The sequence below is a fragment of the Curtobacterium sp. Csp2 genome, from assembly GCF_013347165.1.
In genome coordinates this window covers 3,069,467-3,088,652 of the sequence record NZ_CP054593.1, presented here as the reverse complement: position 1 = coordinate 3,088,652, position 19,186 = coordinate 3,069,467, and the positions used below count along the sequence as shown (strand labels likewise).

The following is a 19,186-nucleotide window of genomic DNA, read 5'->3' as shown; positions in this document are numbered from 1 at the left end:
GGCGTGGAGTTCGCGGACGTGGCGAGGGAACTGCTCCTCGTCGCGCCCGCGGACTTCGTGCGGGAGCGCACCGCCCGGCAGCGTGCGGTCCGCGGGGACGACCGTGCGCTCGCGACCCGGATCGGCGGGCTCCGGAAGCCCGCCCCGGCCGCCTGGGTGGTCGACCTGCTCGCGCACGAGGGCGCCCTCGACGAGGCGGTCGCCCTCGGACCGACGATCCGGCAGGCCCAGGCGGACGCCGACCCGGACGCGATCCGACAGCTCCGACGCCAGCGGTCCGCGGTCGTCGCCGCACTCGCCGAGACCGGAGCCGACCGGGCCGCCGACGCCGGGCACCCCGTGACCCCGGCGGTCCTCGAGCAGGTCCGGGCAACCGTCGAGGCCGCGATGGCCGATCCGCACGCGGGCGCCGCGGTCCGGTCGGGGTTGCTCGTCCGTCCCCTCGAGAGCGCCGGGTTCGACGCCGTCGACCTGGACGGCGCGCTCGCCGACCCCGACGCGGTCCCGGAGGCCTGGTCCGGCAGCGGTGCGGAACCGGTCCCGATCGCGAGCGCGAGGAGCGCGCGGAAGCCGAGCCGCGCCTCCAGGCCGGCGAAGCCGTCGCAGCCGAAGACCGAGTCGAAGCCGAAGTCCGAGCCGGAGCCCGAACCACGCGTCGACCCGGCGGCGGAACGCCGGGCGGCCCGCGAGGCGGAGTCCCTCGCCCGCACGGAGTCCCGCGACGCGGACGCCGCGCTCGACGCCGCCGAGACGGACCTGGAGCGCGCGGAGGACCACCGCGCCGACCTCGAGCGGCAGCTCGCCGACGCCACGGCCGAGGTCGAGCGCGCCACCCGTGCCCGCGACGACGCCGAGGCGGCGAGCGACCGCGCCCGCGAGCTCCTGCGCGCCGCACAGCGACACCGCCGCGACGTCGGACGCTGAACCCCGGCGGCGGCCGGGAGCGACCACTCATCCCCTCGGATGAAAGCCACCGCTCCCGCTCGCTCCCGCGTGGACGCCCGCCCTACGCTCGCCGACATGACCTCCTTCCTCCGCCGCCGGGCACGGCACCTCCTGGCACCGGCCGCGGGCGCCGTGTACCTCGTGCTCTGGATCGTCGCCGAGGCCGGACGCGCCGACCTGACCGGGCACGTGCTCGTCGTCAGCGCGCTCGCCGTCGCGATCGGCCTGGCGTCCTGGATGCCCGCGACGGCCCTCGGTCTCGTGGTGGTCGTTCCGCTGCTGCAGGCGCTCCACCTGCTCGCCCGCCCGCGGGACACGACGTGGCCGGAGTACCTGGCGATCGCGATCGTCGTCGGGGTCGTCGGTGCCGGCCGGTCCGGGCTGCTGCGGTGGCTCGCGGTCCCGGTCCTCGGTGTCGCGAGCGTCGCGGCGGCGTGGGCGATGGCCGTGCCGACCGTGGCCGACCCGGACGTCTGGTCGAACTGGACCGCCTCGGGCGAGGAGACGCGCGGCAGTCTCGTCCTGCTGTCGCTCGCCGTCGCGGGTGCGAGCGGCATCGCCTGGGCGGTGGGCGTCGCGATCGGTGCCGCCTGGCGGATCGGGCTCGCCCGCACCCGCGTCGCCGTCGCGGAGCGCGAGACCGCGGTCACGACGGCCGAACTGCGCGCCGAGCAGGACCGCGCCCGGATCGCCCGGGACGTGCACGACTCCCTGGCCCACTCGCTCGCGGTCGTGGTGTCGCAGGCCCAGGGTGCCGCGGCGGTCGCGGAGTCGGACGGCCCGACGGCGACGGCCCTCCGCGACATCGCCGACGTCAGCCGGAGCGCCCTCGGGGACGTCCGGTCGCTCGTCGAGCGGATCCAGGGCACCGGTCCGGCCGCGGCGAACGGGCTCGACGACGTGCCGGACCTGGTCGAGGACATGCGCGAACTCGGCATGCGGGCGACGCTCGAACAGCACGGGGACCCCGTCCGGCTCGGGACCGCGACGGGTGCCGCCGTGCACCGGATCGTGCAGGAGAGCCTGACGAACGTCCTCAAGCACCAGGGGCGCACGGCCGAGGCGCGGGTCGTCCTGGACTGGCGCGGGCCGGGCCTCGGCGTCGTCGTGACCTCACGCGGTGACGCTCCGCTCGTCGCCCTCGACGGCTCGGGATCGGGGGTCGACGGCATGCGCGAGCGCGCCCGTCTCGCCGGCGGCTGGCTCCGCGCGGGGGACGGCGACGACCCCGACGAGTTCGTCGTGACGGGCTGGCTCCCGACCGAGGCCGGCCGGTGAGCGCGATCCGCGTCGCGGTCGTCGACGACCAGCGACTGTTCGCGTCCGGCATGCGGATGCTCGTCGACGCGCAGGACGACATGGCCTGCGTCGGCACCGCGGGCGACGGCCAGGCGGCCCTCGACCTCTGTGCTGCCGAGGACCCCGACGTCCTCCTCCTGGACCTCCGGATGCCGGTGCTGAACGGCATCGAGGCGACGGCCCGGCTGGCCGAGCGCGGCGGGGAACGCCCGCGGGTGGTCGCCCTCACGACGATCCGCCGTGACGAAGCGGTGCTCGCCGCGCTGCGCGCCGGAGCCGCAGCGTTCCTGACGAAGGACGCGCTGCCGGAGGTCGTGCTCGCGACGATCCGGGACGTGCACGAGGGGAGCCCGGCGCCGACCGAGGCCGAGGCGCTCGACCTGCTCCGCGCCGACGGGACCCTCGTCGAGACACCCCGTCCGGACGCGGTCCTCGACGCCCTGAGCGCCCGCGAACGCGAGGTGTTCCTGCTCGTCGCCAAGGGCCTGAGCAACCAGGAGATCGCGTCCGCCGTGTTCCTCAGCGAGGCCACGGTCAAGACGCACGTCCGCGCGGTGCTGACGAAGCTCGGGCTCCGGAACCGGATCCAGGTCGTCATCACCGCACACGAACGCGGCCTCGTCCGCGCCTAGGGGGAAACCATGCGTCCGACCCAGCGTGCCGCCAAGACCGGCACCCTGCTCCTCGTCGTCGCCGGGCTCGGCGCGGCCGTCCTGCACCAGCTGCCCGAGCCGGCCGACCAGACGATCCGACCCACCGCCGAGCGGGACCCGGACAACTGGTCGATGCCGCTCGACGGCTACGTCCAACCCGGGTCCTCCGAGGAGACGTACGCCGTCGACCTGCTCGTGCAGCCGTGCCTGGTCGACCAGGGCATCGACTCCCCGATGCCCTGGGCGACGCTCGACGGTCTGCGAGCCCAGTCCGTCGTCGACGAGACGCCCGAGCGTGGCAACCCGTCGCCGGCGCTCGCCTGGTCACGACCACTGAGCGCTGATGATGCCGCTCGCCGTGGCTACCACGCGCCGTCGACGGACGGTGCGAACGCCTCTGGCATCCTGGCGTGGGGGCAGGACCCTGAGCGGAACGCCGCGTACACCGCGGCTGACGGGGCGGAGGTCGACCGCTGCTACCGAGCAGCTCGCCGGACGCTCGGCACGGGCAACGGTGCGGCACAGAGTGCCTCGCAGACCGCGAAGCGCCTGACGTACCTCGCGGCCGAGGACGCGCGCCGGACACCCGAGGTCCGAGCGGCGGCGACGCGCTGGCGGGAGTGCCTCGCGCCGACGGCGACGCAGGAGCTCCCCGATGACCCGCACGGCATGCCGACGACGGCGATGCGGCAGGCCTTCGCGCTCGAGGCGCGGACGGTCGCGAGCGACGACGAGATCGCGCTCGCCGAGCACGACGTCGCCTGCCAGACCTCGTCCGGGTACCGCGCCGCGCTGTACGACGCGCAGTGGAACCGGCTCCTGCACGTGACGGCGACCGACGCCGCCGTGCTCGGGTCGGCGGACGGCGACCAGGCCGCGCTCGCGGACCGCGTCGCCGCGACGATCGAGCGGCTCGCGCCGCCGGCACCCGAGGGCGTCGACTGACGCGCTTCGCCGTGCGGACGCGGGCAGGTGGTCCTGGGGGGACCGGCCCGCGTCCGCGGGATGGGGAGCACCGGACGGGAGGATCGTGGCGGCGCCGCCACGATCCTCCCGTCCGGTGGTGGGCACCCGCGGACCGCAGCCCGGTGCTGGTGCGACACGCCCGGCTGCTCCTGCTAGACTCGCAAACCGACTTCGGCGAGGGCCGCGTACGCGCGGCCGTGATCGACGCGGTAGGGAGACCCGGCCCAGTCCTGGGAGCGTTCCTCACGCGTGCACGCGTTCGAGTTGCAACACCACAGACCCCCGATGCCGGCACCCCGGCGTCGACCCCGACACCAGGAGGCACCATGGCCGACTACACCAAGCTCGCAGCGGAGAACCGCACCAAGTTCGGCAAGGGCGCTGCGCGCAAGCTCCGCGCTGCCGACAAGATCCCCGCGGTCGTCTACGGCCACGGCACCGAGCCGCAGCACATCACCCTCCCGGGCCACGAGACGATGCTGCTCGTCCGTACCGCCAACGCGGTCGTCGACCTCGACATCGAGGGTGCGGCGCAGCTCGCCCTCGTCAAGGACGTCCAGCGCGACCCGGTGCGCCAGATCATCGAGCACATCGACCTCGTCGTCGTGCGTCGTGGCGAGAAGGTCACGGTCGACGTGCCCGTCGTCGTCACGGGTGAGTCCTTCTCCGGCACCATCCACGTCCAGGACCTCGCCTCGGTCTCCCTCCTCGTCGAGGCGACCGCGATCCCCGAGCACGTGACGGTCGACGTCGAGGGCCTCGAGGACGGCGCGCAGGTCCTGGCCTCGCAGCTCGAGCTGCCGGCCGGTGCCGAGCTCGAGACCGACGCCGAGGCGCTCGTCGTCCAGATCGTCACCCCGCGTGCGACCGCCGACGACATCGCCGCCGACGAGGAGTCCGCCGAGGCGGGCGCCGAGGCCGGTGCCGAGGGCGAGGCCGCCGAGTCGACCGACGCCGACTCCGAGTAGTCACTCCGCGCAGGACGTCTGGCCGACGCTGATGACAGGAACGACCCTCGTCGTGGTCGGGCTCGGGAACCCCGGGCCCGGCTACGCGGGGAACCGTCACAACGTCGGCCAGATGGTCCTCGACGAACTCGCCGCCCGCATGGGTGCGACGTTCAAGAAGCACAAGACCCCGAACCAGGTCGCCGAGGGGCGCCTGGTGCCCGGCGGCCCGAAGCTGGTCCTCGCGAAGCCCGGGTCGTTCATGAACACCTCCGGTGGCCCGGTCTCGAGCGTGCTCGGGTTCTACAGCGCCACCCCGGCCGACCTCGTCGTCGTGCACGACGAGCTCGACCTGCCGTTCGACACCGTCCGGCTCAAGGGCAGCGGCGGGCACGGCGGGCACAACGGCCTCCGCGACATCATCAAGGCGACCGGCACGAACGAGTTCACCCGGGTGCGGATCGGCATCGGCCGACCCCCGGGACGCCAGGACCCCGCCGACTACGTGCTCCGCGACTTCTCGCCGACCGAGAAGAAGACGCTGCCGAACCTGCTCGCCGACGGCGCCGACGCGGTCGAGGCGATCGCCGAGCTCGGGCTCCTCGCCGCGCAGCAGCGCGTCCACGCCCCGTCGTGACCCCGGTCCTGCTGGCGGCGAACGGGCTCGCGCAGACCATCACGATCGTGGTCGTCGCCGTGGTCGGCCTGACCTTCGTGTTCACGGCCCGGGTCCTGACGCGAAGAGCGGTGCAACCCCCGGACGACCCGACGCGGCTCCCGGAACAGCCCGAGGACCTCGAACCCGGCAAGGACTGACCGCTGCGCTTCGGTCCCCGAACTGGGGGACCACGCCGTCCCCCGCCGATCAGTACGGTCGGCGCCGGGGGAAGGTCCTCCACGAGGGGGTCCACCATGCACCGAACCGTCCGCGAGCCCGAGGGTGACGCGACCGCACGACCGAGCACCAGCGGAGACGCTCCCGGCCGCCGCGGTTCCCCCCGTCGCGGTCCGGGCATCCTCCTCGCAGCCGGTGCCGCCGCGGTCGCCGTGGTCCTCGCCGGGGCCGGCGCCGCGCTGGCGGACCCGGGCGCGAGCGTCGTCGAGCGCTGGACGCCGCTCCGCGCGGACTCCTCCGCACCGCCCGTCGCGTCGACCTTCGCTGCGCCGAACGACGTCCACGTGGACGCCGACGGCTCCGTCCTGGTCGCGGACTTCGCCGGGAACGGCGTCCTCCGTCGATCGGCCGACGGTGTGTGGAGCGTCGTCGCCCCCTTCGGCACCGGGCCGCGCGACATGTGGAACCCGTCCGCCCTGGCGACGACCGCGGACGGCCGGGTGCTGGTCGCGGAGGCCGGTCGACCCGCCCTGGCGACGGTGGACCCGGGAACGGGGGCCGTCACACGACAGGCTGCCCCACCGGTCCGAGGGCAGGTCAGCGGCCTCGCCGTCGACGGCGCGACCGTGTTCGCCGCGGTGCCCGGCAGTGGTGCCCTGTGGACGGCGCCGCTCGGCTCGGACGCGTGGACGACGGTGGACGGCCCGTGGCGGGACCCGTCCGGCGTCGCCCTCTCGGACGACGGCACGGTGCTCACGGTGGCGGACGCCGGTGTCGACGACGTCTGGCAGGTCGACCGCACGACCGGGTCCGCGGTGTCGCTCGGGTTCCCGGGCGAGCCGGGCAGCACCCTGCGCGGCGTCGCCGTCGACCACGGCGACGTGTTCGTCGTGGACAACGGCGAGGGCCGTGTGTGGGCGAGGGTGCAGGGGTCCTGGCGGGTCGCCGTCTCGACCGCGCCGGACGGGTCGCCGCTCGTCAACCCGACCGGCGTCGCCGTCGGAGCGGACCGCTCGCTCGTCGTCGCCGACTACAACCGGCAGCGGATCGTGACGGCGGCGTCCTCGGGACGGGTGGTCCCCGCGCCGACCGCGGCCCCGACGTCCGTCCCCACCGACACCCCGACCACCACCACGCCGGACGACGAGCCGACGACCGCGCCGCCCGTCGACGCGACGAGCCGTCCCTCCGCGTCCCCCTCCGGGTCCGCGGCCGTGGAGCCGACCACGTCGACGACGGCGGGGGCGGGACCGGCCGGCGCCGCGCCTCCCGGCTCGGGCCCGATGCGGACGGCACCGACGCGGACGGCACCGACCGACGGGCCGGACCACGCGCGTGCCCTGGCCTGGACCGGCAGCGCACCGGTGGTCCCCGCCCTCGCGGTCGCCGGGCTCCTGCTGCTGCTCGGGTTGGCCGGCGTCGCGGCCCGCCGCCGTCGGGCCTGAACCGGCGGGCCCTCGCGACGAGCGTCGGACTCGGTCCGTGTTCGCCGATCGCGCACGCCCCGACGCCTGTCGGAGGGCGCCGGTACCATCGTCTGAGTGACGATCTCGGGCATCATCCCTGCGCTCTCGCGCGCCTCCGCGTTCGATCGCGTCCTCCGCGCCGCCGGGCGTGACGCCGACTTCTCCGTCGTCGACGGCCTCCGCGTGCCGCTGCTCGCGGCGCTCCTGGCCGAGCGGGACGGCCCCCAGTGCCTCTTCGTGATCACGGCGACCGGGCGCGAGGCCGAGGCGGTCCGCGGCGCCTTCACGTGCACCGTGCCCGACGCCGAGGTCCTCGAGTTCCCCGCGTGGGAGACCCTGCCGCACGAGCGGCTCAGCCCGAGCGCGCAGACCGTCGGCACGCGCATCGCCACGCTCCGGAAGCTCGCCGCGTGGCAGGACGCGGCGCCGGCCGAGCGCCGCACGACCGTGGTCGTCGCGAGCGTCCGCGCGGCGCTGCAGCCCATCGCGGGCAACCTCACGTCGCTCGCACCCGTCGCGCTCCGCAGCGGCTCCCGCGGCAACGACCTCGGGCAGATCGCGTCGCAGCTCGTCGACCTGGCGTACGCCCGCGTCGACCTGGTCACCCGTCGGGGTGAGTTCGCCGTGCGCGGCGGCATCCTCGACGTCTTCCCCCCGGGCGCCGACCACCCGGTGCGCGTCGACTTCTTCGGCGACGAGATCGAGGCGATCAAGGCCTTCTCCGTGGCCGACCAGCGCACGACCGACGACGACCTCGGCGCCGTCGACCTCACCGCCTCCCGTGAGCTCCTGCTGAGCGACGACGTGCGGCAGCGGGCGCGCGAGATGCTGCACGAGTTCCCGAACCTGTCCCAGATGCTCGCGAAGATCGCGGAGGGCATCCCGGTCGAGGGCATGGAGTCGCTCGCACCGGCGCTCGTGCAGGACCTCGTCCCCGTCACGAGCTACCTGCCGGACGCCGCGACCGTGGCCGTGCTCTCCCCGGAGCGGGTCGCCGGGCGCGCGCACAGCCTGGCCGAGACGAACACCGAGTTCCTGCAGGCGGCGTGGAGCGCCGCGGTCGCCGGGGCGCAGGCGCCGATCGACCTCGACGCGGGGAACTTCCTCACCGTGCAGCAGCTCAAGAACGGCCGCGGGCAGCGCACCTGGTGGACGATCACGCCCTTCGACTCCGGGCTCGACGAGGGCGACCGCGACCGCGTGCTCACCGACGCCGAGGCAGCGGCCGAGGCGGGGGAGTACATCCGCGTGCGCGCCGAGGCCATCCCGAGCTTCGCCGGGAGCGCGGACGGCGCCGTCGAGCACGTCAAGCACCTGGTCGACGACGGCTGGGCGGTCGTCGTCACGGCGCAGGGCAAGGGCCTCGTCGAGCGCGCCGTGCAGGTCCTGGCGGACGCCGGGGTCGCCGCCCGCGCCGGTGAGCTCACCGCCCCGCCGGAGCCGGGCGTCGCCGTCGTCACGACCGCCTCGGTCGAGGCCGGCTTCGCCACGCCGGACCCCCGGATCGCGCTCCTCAGCGAAGCCGAGTTCTACGGCCGCAGCGTCCAGCAGGGCGCCCGCACCGTCAAGAAGCTCGCGGCCCGCCGCAAGAACGTCGTCGACCCGCTGCAGCTCAAGGCCGGCGACGTCGTCGTGCACGCCACGCACGGCATCGGCAAGTTCGTGGAGCTCGTCAGTCGCGAGGTCTCGAGCGGCGGCCGCAACGCCGTGAAGACGCAGCGCGAGTACCTCGTGCTCGAGTACGCGCCGTCGAAGCGCGGCTACCCGGGCGACAAGCTGTTCGTCCCCACCGACCAGCTCGACCAGCTCTCGCGGTACGTCGGCGGCGAGAGCCCGACGCTGTCGAAGATGGGCGGCTCGGACTGGGCGGCCGCGAAGTCGAAGGCACGCAAGGCCGTCCGCGACATCGCCGTCGACCTGGTCAAGCTGTACTCCGCGCGCATGGCGTCGAAGGGGCACGCGTTCGGCCCCGACACCCCGTGGCAGCGCGAGCTGGAAGAGGCGTTCCCGTTCGCCGAGACCGCCGACCAGCTGACGACCATCGACGAGATCAAGCGCGACATGGAGCGCCCGATCCCGATGGACCGCCTGCTGTCCGGCGACGTCGGCTACGGCAAGACCGAGGTCGCGATCCGCGCCGCGTTCAAGGCCGTGCAGGACGGCAAGCAGGTCGCCGTGCTCGTCCCGACGACCCTGCTCGTCCGCCAGCACATGGAGACGTTCCAGGAGCGCTTCGCCGGGTTCCCGGTGCACCTCCGCGCACTGAGCCGCTTCCAGTCCGAGAAGGAGTCGAAGGAGACCATCGCGGGTCTCGCCGACGGCACCGTCGACATCGTCATCGGCACGCACCGGATCCTGTCGCAGAGCATCCAGTTCAAGGACGTCGGCCTCGTCATCATCGATGAGGAGCAGCGCTTCGGCGTCGAGCACAAGGACCAGCTCAAGAAGCTCAAGACCAACGTCGACGTCCTGGCGATGTCCGCGACGCCGATCCCGCGCTCGCTCGAGATGGCGGTCACGGGCATCCGCGAGATGTCCACCCTGGCCACCCCGCCGGAGGACCGCCACCCGATCCTGACCTTCGTCGGACCCCAGTCCGACCTGCAGGTCGCCGCGGCGATCCGGCGCGAGCTGCTGCGCGAGGGCCAGGTGTTCTACGTGCACAACCGCGTCAAGGACATCCAGTCCGTGGCGTCGCACCTCGCCGAGATCGTCCCCGACGCCCGCATCCAGGTCGCCCACGGGCAGATGTCCGAGGGCGCCCTCGAGCAGGTCATGGTCGACTTCTGGGAGCGGAAGTTCGACGTCCTCGTGTCGACCACGATCGTCGAGACCGGCCTGGACATCGCGAACGCGAACACGCTCATCATCGACAAGGCGGACAAGTACGGCCTGTCCCAGCTGCACCAGCTGCGCGGTCGCGTCGGTCGTGGGCGGGAGCGCGGCTACGCGTACTTCCTCTACGACGCCGACAAGCCGCTGTCCGAGACCGCGCAGGACCGCCTCGAGACCATCGCCGCGAACAACGAGCTCGGCGCGGGCATGCAGGTCGCCATGAAGGACCTCGAGATCCGCGGTGCGGGCAACCTGCTCGGTGGCGAGCAGTCCGGCCACATCGCGGGCGTCGGGTTCGACCTCTACCTGCGGATGATCGGCGAGGCGGTGTCGCAGTTCCGCGGGGACGTCGCCGAGGGGCAGACCGAGCTCCGGCTCGAGATCCCGGTCGACGCGCACATCCCCGAGGACTACGTCGAGTCCGAGCGGCTCCGGCTCGAGGCGTACCAGAAGCTCTCAGCGGCCTCGGCCCCGACGGCGCAGCCCGAGGCGATCGACATGGTGCTCGACGAGCTCACCGACCGCTACGGTCAGCCGCCGCAGGCCGTGCTCACCCTGGTCGAGGTCTCCCGGCTCCGCCGCATGGCGCAGCAGGTCGGGCTGTCCGACGTGGTCGTGATGGGCTCGAACCTCCGGGTCGCCGGCAAGGAGCTCGCCGACTCGGCGCAGGTCCGGCTCAAGCGGATGTTCCCGGGTGCGCGCTGGTTCCCGCAGCAGAACGCGTCGAGCATCCCGCTCCCGAAGCCGCACGGCGAATCCCTGCCCGACGACGGCCTCATCCAGTGGGTGGAGAGCATCCTCACCGCGGTCTACGGGGCGTCGAAGACGCCGGCCGAGGCACCGGCCGCCTGAGCGGCGACTCCTGGACGGCCTGGCGCGCCCCGCTCAGCGGCGACGCGAAGCGTTGCGCGGGGCGCGCCGACCGAGCCTGCGAGGGAGGGGTGCCAGCTGGCACCGTGCCTTCCGTCCGTCAGCGGGTCATCACCCGTGGGTCGTGACCGCTACTCGGTCGCCTCCGCCTCGGACAGTGCGCGCCGCGCGCGGTACCGCCGCGCGCGCAGGCTGACGACGATCGCGGACGCGACCATGGCGATGCCCGAGCCGACGAGGACGGCGAGCACGCCCTCGTCCAGGACCTCCTCGCTCCGCGCGAAGGCCAGTTCGTTCATGAGCAGCGAGACCGTGAAGCCGATGCCCCCGAGCACCCCGACGGTGACGATCGAGCCGAACGACAGCGTCGAGCGGCCGGGCGCGCGGAAGACCCGCGTCGCGATGGCGCCGAAGACGGTGATGCCGATCAGCTTGCCCACCGGCAGGGCCAGGACGACCGCCCAGAACGTGGGGGAGAGCTCGCCGAGGCCGACGCTCGGCACCACGACCGCAGCCGAGGCGAACGCGAAGAGCGGCAGCACGATCGCGTTCGACCACGGCTCGACGCGCTCGTGCAGCACGTGGCCCGGCCGACGCGGGAGCACCAGGCCGAGGGCGACGCCGGCGATCGTCGCGTGCACGCCGGAGTGGTACACGAGCCACCACGTGACGAGGCCGACCACGACCATCGCGACGATGATCCACGCCTGACCAGTGCGTCCCGGGCGGAGCAGCCGGCCGAGCAGGGCGAACACGAGGAGCGCGACGACCGCGCCCCCGAGGGCGGCGAAGTCGGTGCCGTGTGCGAACACCACGGCGATGATGACGATCGCGATGAGGTCGTCGAGGACCGCCAGCGCGAGCAGGAACACCCGGACGGTCGAGGGGAGACGACGTCCGAACATCGCGAGGACACCGAGGGCGAACGCGATGTCGGTCGCGGTCGGGATCGGCCAGCCGTGCTGGTACGGCGTGCCCGTGGTCACCGCCACGTACACCAGGGCCGGGACGACCACGCCGCCGACCGCTGCGATCGCCGGGATCACCGCCGTCTTCGGGTTCGAGAGCTCACCCTCGAGCAGTTCGTGCTTCAGCTCGATCGCCACGAGCAGGAAGAACACGGCGAGCAGGCCGTCGCTGATCCAGTGCGACACCGACAGGTCGAGGCCGACCGCACCCCACGGCGAGTGGGCGTCGAGCAGGCGTTCGAGGCCCGGACCGAGCGCGGTGTTCGCGACGACGAGGCCGAGGACGGCGGCGGTCAGGAGCGCGATCGCGCTGAAGCGGGGGGAGCGGACGAGTGCCAGCATGGATCTCCGGGTTCGGGGTACGGGTCGACGACCGTCGACCAGACTTCCCGACACACCGCCTCCAGGCTACCGGACCGGCCTGCGTGCGAGCATGGCGCCATGACCGCCGTGGAGGACCTCGTCACCGTCGTCGACCGACTGCTCGCTCCGGAGGGCGGGTGCGTCTGGAACCGGGCGCAGACACACGCCTCGCTCGCGCGGTACGTCGTCGAGGAGTCGTACGAGCTGGTCGACGCGATCGACGCCGACGACCGGGACGAGCTCCGGGAGGAACTCGGCGACGTGCTGTACCAGGTGGTGTTGCACGCCGGGCTGTCGGCCGCCGCCGGGGGCTTCGACCTCGAGGACGTGGCTGCCGGGGTCCGGGACAAGATGGTCCGCCGGCACCTGCACGTCTTCGGGGACGAGCACGCCGACACCGAGGACGAGGTCGTCCGCGTCTGGCGTGCGGCGAAGGCGGCGGAGAAGGCCGGGCGACGGAGTGTGTTCGACGGGGTGCCACGGGCGATGCCGCCGCTCGAGCGGGCCGTGAAGCTGCTCGAGCGGTTGGACGAGCGTGGGGACGCGGGGGCGGTGGTCGAGCGGGTCGGAGCTGGCTCGGGTGCCGGTGCTGTTGCTCGCCCCGGCGCGGACGAGCGGTGGGGGATCGAGATGCTCGCGCAGGTCGCGGCGGCCCGGGCTGCGGGGGTGGACCCGGTGGCGGGACTGCGTGCTGCGGTGGCGCGGCTCGAGGAGGTCGGGCGCGAGGGGGAGTGACGGGCACGTGCGGGCCAGGGTGACGCTCGCGATCGTGCGTCACGCGAGCGTCTGACGAGTCCGGGGGCTTCGGGTCCGGCAACGATGTGCCCGAGAACGACGCGTCCGGGAACGACGTGCTCGGGAACGACGTACTCGGGAACGGTGTGCACGGGAACGACGCGCCGGAGAGCGACGCGTCCGGGAACGGAGAAGCGGGCGTCCTCCCAACCCGAAAAAGGAGGACGCCCGCGAGCGGGCCACGGCGCGCCAGGGAACGCGCCGACAGGGACACCCGCTCGAACCGCGGGGCCTGTTGCAGCACATCGGCCCCGCGAACGGCCCGGTGATCGGATCAGGAGACCACCGAGCCGAGGTTCTGCATGCAGAGTATCAGTAGGTCGGTGCTCGTGCAAGCGCGGCGTCGGACTCTGGCAGGATTGCGGGCATGGCGACGACCGTGACGGCTCCCCGTGGCATGCGTGACTTCCTCCCCGCGGAGAAGGCCCGTCGGGAGCACGTCCTCGGCGTGATCCGGGGCGTGTACGCGCGACACGGGTTCGACGAGATCGAGACGCCCGTGGTCGAGGACGCCGCACGCCTGCACTCCGGTCTCGGCGGCGACAACGAGAAGCTCGCGTTCGCGGTCATGAAGCGCGGGCTGTCCACCGAGGACCTTCAGCGGGCCGAGGCGCCGCTCGACCTCGCCGACCTCGGGCTGCGGTTCGACCTCACGGTCCCGCTCGCCCGCTTCTACGCCTCGCACCGTTCGGAGCTGCCCACGGTCTTCCGCTCGGTGCAGATCGCGCCCGTCTGGCGTGCCGAGCGCCCGCAGAAGGGCCGCTACCGCCAGTTCGTGCAGTGCGACATCGACGTGCTCGGTGAGCCCGGGCAGCTCGCCGAGATCGAACTGATCCGTGCGACCACGGCGGCGCTCGACGCCCTCGGGATCGTGGGGACGACGATCCGGATCAACGATCGCCGGATCCTGCTCGGGCTCCTCGCGTCGTGGGGCATCGCCGAGCCCGCGACGGCAGATCGGGCCCTCATCACGATCGACAAGCTCGACAAGATCGGGGCCGACGGCGTCGCCGCCGAACTGCGCGAGGTCGTGGGGGCGGAGCTGCCCGGGCTCGAGGACACGATCCGTGCGCTCGAGTCCGCCGACTGGGACACGGTCCGGGGTGCTGCCTGGCTGGAGCCGGACGCGTTCGCCGACCTCCTGCGCCTGCGGGAGGCCCTGCCGGGGGTCGACCTGCGCTTCGACCCGACGCTCGTGCGCGGCATGGGCTACTACACGGGCACGATCTTCGAGGTCGCGCACCCGGACTTCGGCTACAGCCTCGGCGGCGGCGGCCGGTACGACGGCATGATCGGCCGGTTCCTCGGCCAGGACGTCCCGGCGGTGGGCTTCTCGCTCGGCTTCGAGCGGCTCGTCGACCTCGTGACGCTCCCGGAGTCCGCCGAGTCCGACGCCGTCGTGCTCGTTCACGACAAGGACGTCGACCCGGTCCGACTCGCCGCGCTCAAGGCCGAGGCGCTCGAGTCGCACCGGCGGGTCCGGCTGGAGCGCCGGACGAAGAACACCAAGAACCTGCTGGCCGGGCTCGCCGCGCAGGGCTTCGACGCCTTCGCCTCGGTCCGCGCCGACACCGAGACGCTCGAGGGTGTGGAGTTCCGTCCGCTCACCTGAGCCGTCCACAGCGGGCGTCACGCGGAACGTGGCGTCCACGCGGCCTCGCTAGGATCGGGTCCGCAACCACCAACCAACGTGTAGGGAGTACCCCGTGGCCGTGATCGATGCCGTAGGAGCACGCGAAGTCCTCGATTCCCGAGGCAACCCGACGGTCGAGGTCGAGGTCCTCCTCGACGACGGCGTGGTCTCGCGCGCGCTCGTCCCGTCCGGTGCATCCACCGGTGCGTTCGAGGCGTACGAGCTCCGTGACGGCGACGCGAACCGCTACGGCGGCAAGGGCGTCCTGAAGGCCGTCGACGCCGTCCTCGACGAGATCGGCCCGGTGCTCGAGGGCTTCGACGCCACCGACCAGCGCCTCGTCGACGCCGCGCTCATCGAGCTCGACGGGACCGAGAACAAGTCGCGCCTCGGTGCGAACGCGATCCTCGGTGCCTCGCTCGCCGTCGCCCGCGCCGCCGCCGACTCGGCCGACCTGCCGCTGTTCCGCTACCTCGGTGGCCCGAACGCGCACACGCTGCCGGTCCCGCTGATGAACGTCGTCAACGGTGGTGCCCACGCGGACACCAACGTCGACATCCAGGAGTTCTTCCTCGTGCCCTACGGCGCCGAGAGCTTCTCCGAGGCGCTCCGCTGGGGTGTCGAGACGTACCACGCCCTCAAGGGTGAGCTGAAGAAGCAGGGCCTCGCGACGGGCCTCGGCGACGAGGGCGGCTTCGCCCCCGAGCTCGCCTCGAACCGCGCCGCCCTCGACTTCCTGCTCGCCGCGATCGAGAAGGCCGGCTTCACCCCGGGCAAGGACATCGCGCTCGGCCTCGACGTCGCCGCGACCGAGTTCTTCCACGACGGCAAGTACGCGTTCGAGGGCAAGCAGCTCTCGAGCGAGGAGTTCACCGGGTACTTCTCGGACCTCGTCGCGAACTACCCGCTCGTCACCATCGAGGACGCCCTGGCCGAGGACGACTGGGAGGGCTGGAAGCACCTGACCGCCGAGCTCGGCTCGAAGCTCCAGCTCGTCGGCGACGACCTGTACGTCACGAACCCGAAGCGCCTCCAGCGCGGCATCGACGAGCAGGCCGGCAACTCGATCCTGGTCAAGGTGAACCAGATCGGCACGCTGACCGAGACCCTCGACGCCGTCTCCCTGGCGCACCGCCACGGCATGACCGCGATCCTGTCGCACCGCTCGGGCGAGACCGAGGACACCACGATCGCGGACATCGCGGTCGCCGTCGACGGTGGGCAGATCAAGACCGGCGCCCCGGCCCGTTCGGACCGTGTCGCGAAGTACAACCAGCTCCTCCGCATCGAGGAAGAGCTCGGCGACGCCGCGGTCTACGCCGGCCGCACGGCGTTCCCGCGCGCGGCCGCGCTGTAACCCGCTGCACCACCGAGACGCCGTCCTCCTCCGGGAGGGCGGCGTCTCGTCGTTCCCCCGGCTCCACCCCCCCCGCCCGTCGAGCGGGCCACATCTGGCAGGCTCGGCCCCGCGCGGCGACCGGTTTCGCCCGCTCGACGGACCACCGGCGGCGTGTTGTGCCCGTTCGCCGCGACGGGGGTGACGGGCGCGACGGCGCGGCGGGGAGCATGGGCGGGAGCACGGGCCACGGAGTGACTGGGTGACAGGACGATGGCGAGCGCGGCCGACGGAAGTGACCACACGCCGGGACGGGACCGTCGGGGCGGGCCGGCACCGCGCCTCCAGGCCGGCTGGGAGGCGACCCCACGCCCGCGTGCCGGTCCCCGCTCGACCCGCCCCGTCGGGTTATCGTCGTGACGTGCCCAGCCAGAAGCCCCGCGTCCGCCGCGTTCCCGTGGCCATGCCGGCGACCGGCGGCCACGAACAGCCGTGGTACCGGACCATCCGGTTCTCCGGCTTCAGCCTGCTCATGCTCGCGATCATCGTGCTGTTCGTCGTGGTGCTCGCACCCTCGCTCCGGACGCTCGTGCAGCAGCAGGAGCAGATCGCCCAGCAGCAGCGCGAGGTCGCCGCGCAGAAGGCCGACGTCGCGCAGAAGAAGCAGGACGTGGCCCGCTGGGACGACCCGGCGTACATCGAGGCGCAGGCCCGCGACCGGCTGCTCTACGTCTACCCGGGCGAGGAGAGCTACCTCGTGATGGGGTCCGGCGAGGGCTCCGGGGACACGAAGGCCCGCACCGACTCGGGCAGCCCGGTGAGCTCGACCGTGCAGACGCCGAAGGTCGACTGGGTGCAGGCGATGCTGTCCTCGGTGCTCGAGTCCGGGCTGACGAAGAAGACCACCGACCAGCTCGTCGCACCGGACGTCTCGGGCACCGGCGACCCCACGGGCGCGGCCACCAGCGACACGAAGTAGGCCGAGCGCCGGGACTCGGGTAGGCTCACGTGCCCGTGACGACCCCTCCCTTCGACCCGCCCTCCGAGCACGACGTCCTGGTCGTGTCGGCGCAGCTCGGCCGACCGGCGCGCGACGTCATCGGGATCGCGGCACGCTGCGTCTGCGGCAACCCCACCGTCGTGTCCACGAAGCCGCGGCTGGGCAACGGCACCCCGTTCCCGACGCTCTACTACCTGTGCCACCCGGCGGCCACCGCCGCCGTGAGCACCCTCGAGGCGAACCAGGTCATGCCGGAACTGGCGGCCCTGCTCGAGGACGAGACCGTGGCGGCGCAGTACCGTGCCGCGCACGAGTCCTACCTGGCCGACCGTGAGTCGATCGAGCACGTCGACGAGATCGACGGCATCAGCGCCGGTGGCATGCCCACCCGCGTGAAGTGCCTGCACGCGCTCGTCGGCCACGCCCTCGCTGCCGGACCCGGCGTCAACCCCATCGGCGACCTCGCGCTCGAGCGCATCGAGTGGTCGCCCTCCCGGTGCGAGTGCCGGGCGTATGATGGCATGGCAGACGCCGGAGTCGGGGCGGGTGGCGGCGAACTCTGACCAGCCTCCCGGCAACCACCCCACTCCAAGGAGATCATCCCCCGTGCCCAAGATCCTCGTCGTCGGCGGCGGTTACGCCGGTTTCTACACCGCCTGGAAGCTCGAGAAGCACCTTCGTCAGGGCGAAGCCGAGGTCACCATGGTGGACCCGCTGCCCTACATGACGTACCAGCCGTTCCTGCCCGAGGTGGCCGCCGGCTCGATCGAGCCGCGTCACGCGGTCGTCTCGCACCGTCGTCACCTCAAGAAGACCCGCGTCGTCACGGCGAAGGTCACGAAGGTCGACCACGCCACCAAGACCGCGACGATCACCCCGGCCGAGGGCGAGGCGTGGGAGGAGTCCTACGACCAGATCGTCATGACCGCCGGTGCCGTCTCCCGCACGTTCCCGATCCCGGGCGTCGCGGACGAGGCCATCGGGCTGAAGACCATCGAGGAAGCCGCGGCGATCCGCGACAAGATCCTCGTGAACTTCCACAAGGCAGCGACCATGCCGGCCGGTCCCGAGCGTGACCGCCTGCTCACGGTCGTCGTCGTCGGTGGTGGCTTCGCCGGCATCGAGGTGTTCGCCGAGCTCCGCTCCTTCGCGTCCGACCTGCTCAAGAGCTACCCCGAGCTGTCCTTCGACGACACGCACTTCCACCTCGTCGAGGCGATGGGCCGCATCATGCCCGAGGTGTCGCTCGAGACCTCGCACTGGGTGCTCGAGAACCTCGCGTCCCGCGGCGCCACCGTGCACCTCGAGACGCAGCTCGCCTCGGCCGAGGGCGGCGTCTGCCAGCTCAAGGCGAAGGACGACTCGATCGAGACCATCGAGTCCGACCTCATCATCTGGACCGCCGGCGTCATGGCGAACCCGATGGTCAAGGGCACCGACTTCCCGCTCGAGCAGCGCGGCCGCATCCGCGTCCAGCCCGACCTGCGGGTCGTGGACGACGAGGGTGTCGTCGCCGACGCGTGGGCCTGCGGCGACGTCGCGGCCGTGCCGGACCTCACCGGCGGCGGCGTGGGCGGCTTCTGCGTCCCGAACGCCCAGCACGCGGTCCGTCAGGCCAAGCAGCTCGCGAAGAACCTCGTCGCCGTGCTCCGTGGCGAGGCGACGAACGACTACAAGCACGAGAACCTCGGCGCCGTCGCGGGCCTCGGTCTCGGCATCGGTGTCTTCCAGTCCGGCAAGTTCGCGATGAAGGGCTTCCTCGCCTGGGGCGCCCACCGCGGCTACCACGGCCTGGCGATGCCGTCGTGGGAGCGCAAGTGGCGCGTCATCGGCGACTGGGTGGGTGGCTTCTTCCTCGGCCGCGACATCGCGTCGCTCGACGACCGCGAGACCCCTCGTGCTTCGTTCGAGGCCTGGGCCTCGCGTCCGAAGCCCGCGGTCGAGGCGTCGGCTCTGGCCGCCGCGGCGCCGGCCCCGGAGGAGGGCAAGCCCGCCGACGCGGCCGGCCCCGCGTACGCGACGCCCGCCGAGGACGTCTCGAAGGACGCGCAGCCGGTCGAGGCCGCTGCCGACGCCAAGTAGGCGTCGCACCGCACGCACGCACGCACGACACGACGGCCGTCGCCCCGGTGGGGCGGCGGCCGTCGTCGCGTCGGTAGGCTGTTGCGGCTGCGCCCCCGTGGCCCAACCGGTAGAGGCATGCGACTTAAAATCGCCGAGTTGTGGGTTCGAGTCCCACCGGGGGTACGCCAAGCCGGGGGAGAAGTTCCACGGC

General features: G+C 73.0%; 16 protein-coding genes and 1 tRNA gene. 16 read left to right on the top strand and 1 reads right to left on the bottom strand.

All coding sequences use genetic code 11. The annotated features are described in order from the left end of the window. Positions 1–3: 3 nt before the first annotated feature. The 9 genes from HUN59_RS14995 to mfd all read left to right on the top strand — a co-directional run bounded on the left by HUN59_RS14995 (position 4) and on the right by mfd (position 10,798). A complete protein-coding gene (locus HUN59_RS14995; protein ID WP_174778814.1) occupies positions 4–924 on the top strand; it encodes a hypothetical protein in 921 nt (306 codons plus the stop codon). A 96-nt stretch (positions 925–1,020) separates the two neighbouring features. Next, complete coding sequence (locus HUN59_RS14990) at positions 1,021–2,223, top strand: sensor histidine kinase (protein WP_174778813.1); 1,203 nt, start codon at positions 1,021–1,023, stop codon at positions 2,221–2,223. Further along, complete coding sequence (locus tag HUN59_RS14985; RefSeq protein ID WP_174778812.1) at positions 2,220–2,876, top strand: response regulator transcription factor; 657 nt, start codon at positions 2,220–2,222, stop codon at positions 2,874–2,876. Before HUN59_RS14990 ends, HUN59_RS14985 begins: the two co-directional genes overlap by 4 nt. 9 nt (positions 2,877–2,885) lie before the next feature. After that, a complete protein-coding gene (locus tag HUN59_RS14980) occupies positions 2,886–3,842 on the top strand; it encodes a hypothetical protein (protein WP_174778811.1) in 957 nt (318 codons plus the stop codon). Positions 3,843–4,189: 347 nt separating this feature from the next. Then, positions 4,190–4,831, top strand: a complete 642-nt coding sequence (locus HUN59_RS14975; RefSeq protein WP_058742289.1) for a 50S ribosomal protein L25/general stress protein Ctc — start codon at positions 4,190–4,192, stop codon at positions 4,829–4,831. Positions 4,832–4,862: 31 nt separating this feature from the next. Then, positions 4,863–5,447 (top strand): aminoacyl-tRNA hydrolase, encoded by a 585-nt coding sequence (gene pth / locus HUN59_RS14970; RefSeq protein ID WP_058742290.1) that lies wholly within the window; start codon positions 4,863–4,865, stop codon positions 5,445–5,447. Further along, positions 5,444–5,626: a hypothetical protein gene (locus tag HUN59_RS14965; protein WP_144802565.1), complete on the top strand. Its 183-nt coding sequence runs from the start codon at positions 5,444–5,446 to the stop codon at positions 5,624–5,626. The genes pth and HUN59_RS14965 overlap by 4 nt, the downstream gene beginning before the upstream one ends. A gap of 96 nt (positions 5,627–5,722) precedes the next feature. Further along, complete coding sequence (locus HUN59_RS14960; protein ID WP_174778810.1) at positions 5,723–7,090, top strand: hypothetical protein; 1,368 nt, start codon at positions 5,723–5,725, stop codon at positions 7,088–7,090. A 96-nt stretch (positions 7,091–7,186) separates the two neighbouring features. After that, entirely contained in the window at positions 7,187–10,798 is a 3,612-nt protein-coding gene (gene mfd, locus HUN59_RS14955; RefSeq protein ID WP_058742293.1) for a transcription-repair coupling factor, read from the top strand. A gap of 149 nt (positions 10,799–10,947) precedes the next feature. Here the strand turns inward: mfd and nhaA are convergent, their stop codons facing one another. Next, positions 10,948–12,126: a Na+/H+ antiporter NhaA gene (gene nhaA, locus HUN59_RS14950; RefSeq protein WP_174778809.1), complete on the bottom strand. Its 1,179-nt coding sequence runs from the start codon at positions 12,124–12,126 to the stop codon at positions 10,948–10,950. 99 nt (positions 12,127–12,225) lie between these two features. Between nhaA and HUN59_RS14945 the strand changes: the two genes are divergently transcribed. The 7 genes from HUN59_RS14945 to HUN59_RS14915 all read left to right on the top strand — a co-directional run bounded on the left by HUN59_RS14945 (position 12,226) and on the right by HUN59_RS14915 (position 19,158). Continuing rightward, positions 12,226–12,882, top strand: a complete 657-nt coding sequence (locus HUN59_RS14945; protein ID WP_144802559.1) for a MazG family protein — start codon at positions 12,226–12,228, stop codon at positions 12,880–12,882. Between the two features lie 427 nt (positions 12,883–13,309). Next, positions 13,310–14,554 carry a histidine--tRNA ligase gene (hisS, locus tag HUN59_RS14940; RefSeq protein ID WP_174778808.1) on the top strand — a complete coding sequence of 415 codons (1,245 nt, stop codon included), beginning with the start codon at positions 13,310–13,312 and terminating at the stop codon, positions 14,552–14,554. Between the two features lie 94 nt (positions 14,555–14,648). Next, positions 14,649–15,932, top strand: a complete 1,284-nt coding sequence (eno, locus tag HUN59_RS14935; protein ID WP_174778807.1) for a phosphopyruvate hydratase — start codon at positions 14,649–14,651, stop codon at positions 15,930–15,932. Positions 15,933–16,332: 400 nt separating this feature from the next. After that, entirely contained in the window at positions 16,333–16,890 is a 558-nt protein-coding gene (locus HUN59_RS14930) for an FtsB family cell division protein (protein WP_141860494.1), read from the top strand. 35 nt (positions 16,891–16,925) lie between these two features. Continuing rightward, entirely contained in the window at positions 16,926–17,474 is a 549-nt protein-coding gene (locus HUN59_RS14925; protein WP_058743368.1) for a DUF501 domain-containing protein, read from the top strand. 43 nt (positions 17,475–17,517) lie between these two features. Further along, the gene (locus HUN59_RS14920; protein WP_174778806.1) at positions 17,518–18,993 is read left to right on the top strand and encodes an NAD(P)/FAD-dependent oxidoreductase; all 1,476 of its coding nucleotides are present in this window, start codon (positions 17,518–17,520) and stop codon (positions 18,991–18,993) included. A 91-nt stretch (positions 18,994–19,084) separates the two neighbouring features. After that, positions 19,085–19,158: transfer RNA gene (locus HUN59_RS14915), tRNA-Leu, on the top strand. The last annotated feature ends 28 nt before the right edge of the window (positions 19,159–19,186 follow it).

What these genes read in the sequence shown, in the direction of transcription:
- HUN59_RS14990 (WP_174778813.1), top strand. Translation starts at nt 1,021, where the DNA reads ATGACCTCCTTCCTCCGCCGCCGGGCACGGCACCTCCTGGCACCGGCC.
- HUN59_RS14980 (WP_174778811.1), top strand. Translation starts at nt 2,886, where the DNA reads ATGCGTCCGACCCAGCGTGCCGCCAAGACCGGCACCCTGCTCCTCGTC.
- HUN59_RS14975 (WP_058742289.1), top strand. Translation starts at nt 4,190, where the DNA reads ATGGCCGACTACACCAAGCTCGCAGCGGAGAACCGCACCAAGTTCGGC.
- pth (WP_058742290.1), top strand. Translation starts at nt 4,863, where the DNA reads ATGACAGGAACGACCCTCGTCGTGGTCGGGCTCGGGAACCCCGGGCCC.
- HUN59_RS14960 (WP_174778810.1), top strand. Translation starts at nt 5,723, where the DNA reads ATGCACCGAACCGTCCGCGAGCCCGAGGGTGACGCGACCGCACGACCG.
- nhaA (WP_174778809.1), bottom strand. Translation starts at nt 12,126, where the DNA reads ATGCTGGCACTCGTCCGCTCCCCCCGCTTCAGCGCGATCGCGCTCCTG.
- HUN59_RS14945 (WP_144802559.1), top strand. Translation starts at nt 12,226, where the DNA reads ATGACCGCCGTGGAGGACCTCGTCACCGTCGTCGACCGACTGCTCGCT.
- hisS (WP_174778808.1), top strand. Translation starts at nt 13,310, where the DNA reads ATGGCGACGACCGTGACGGCTCCCCGTGGCATGCGTGACTTCCTCCCC.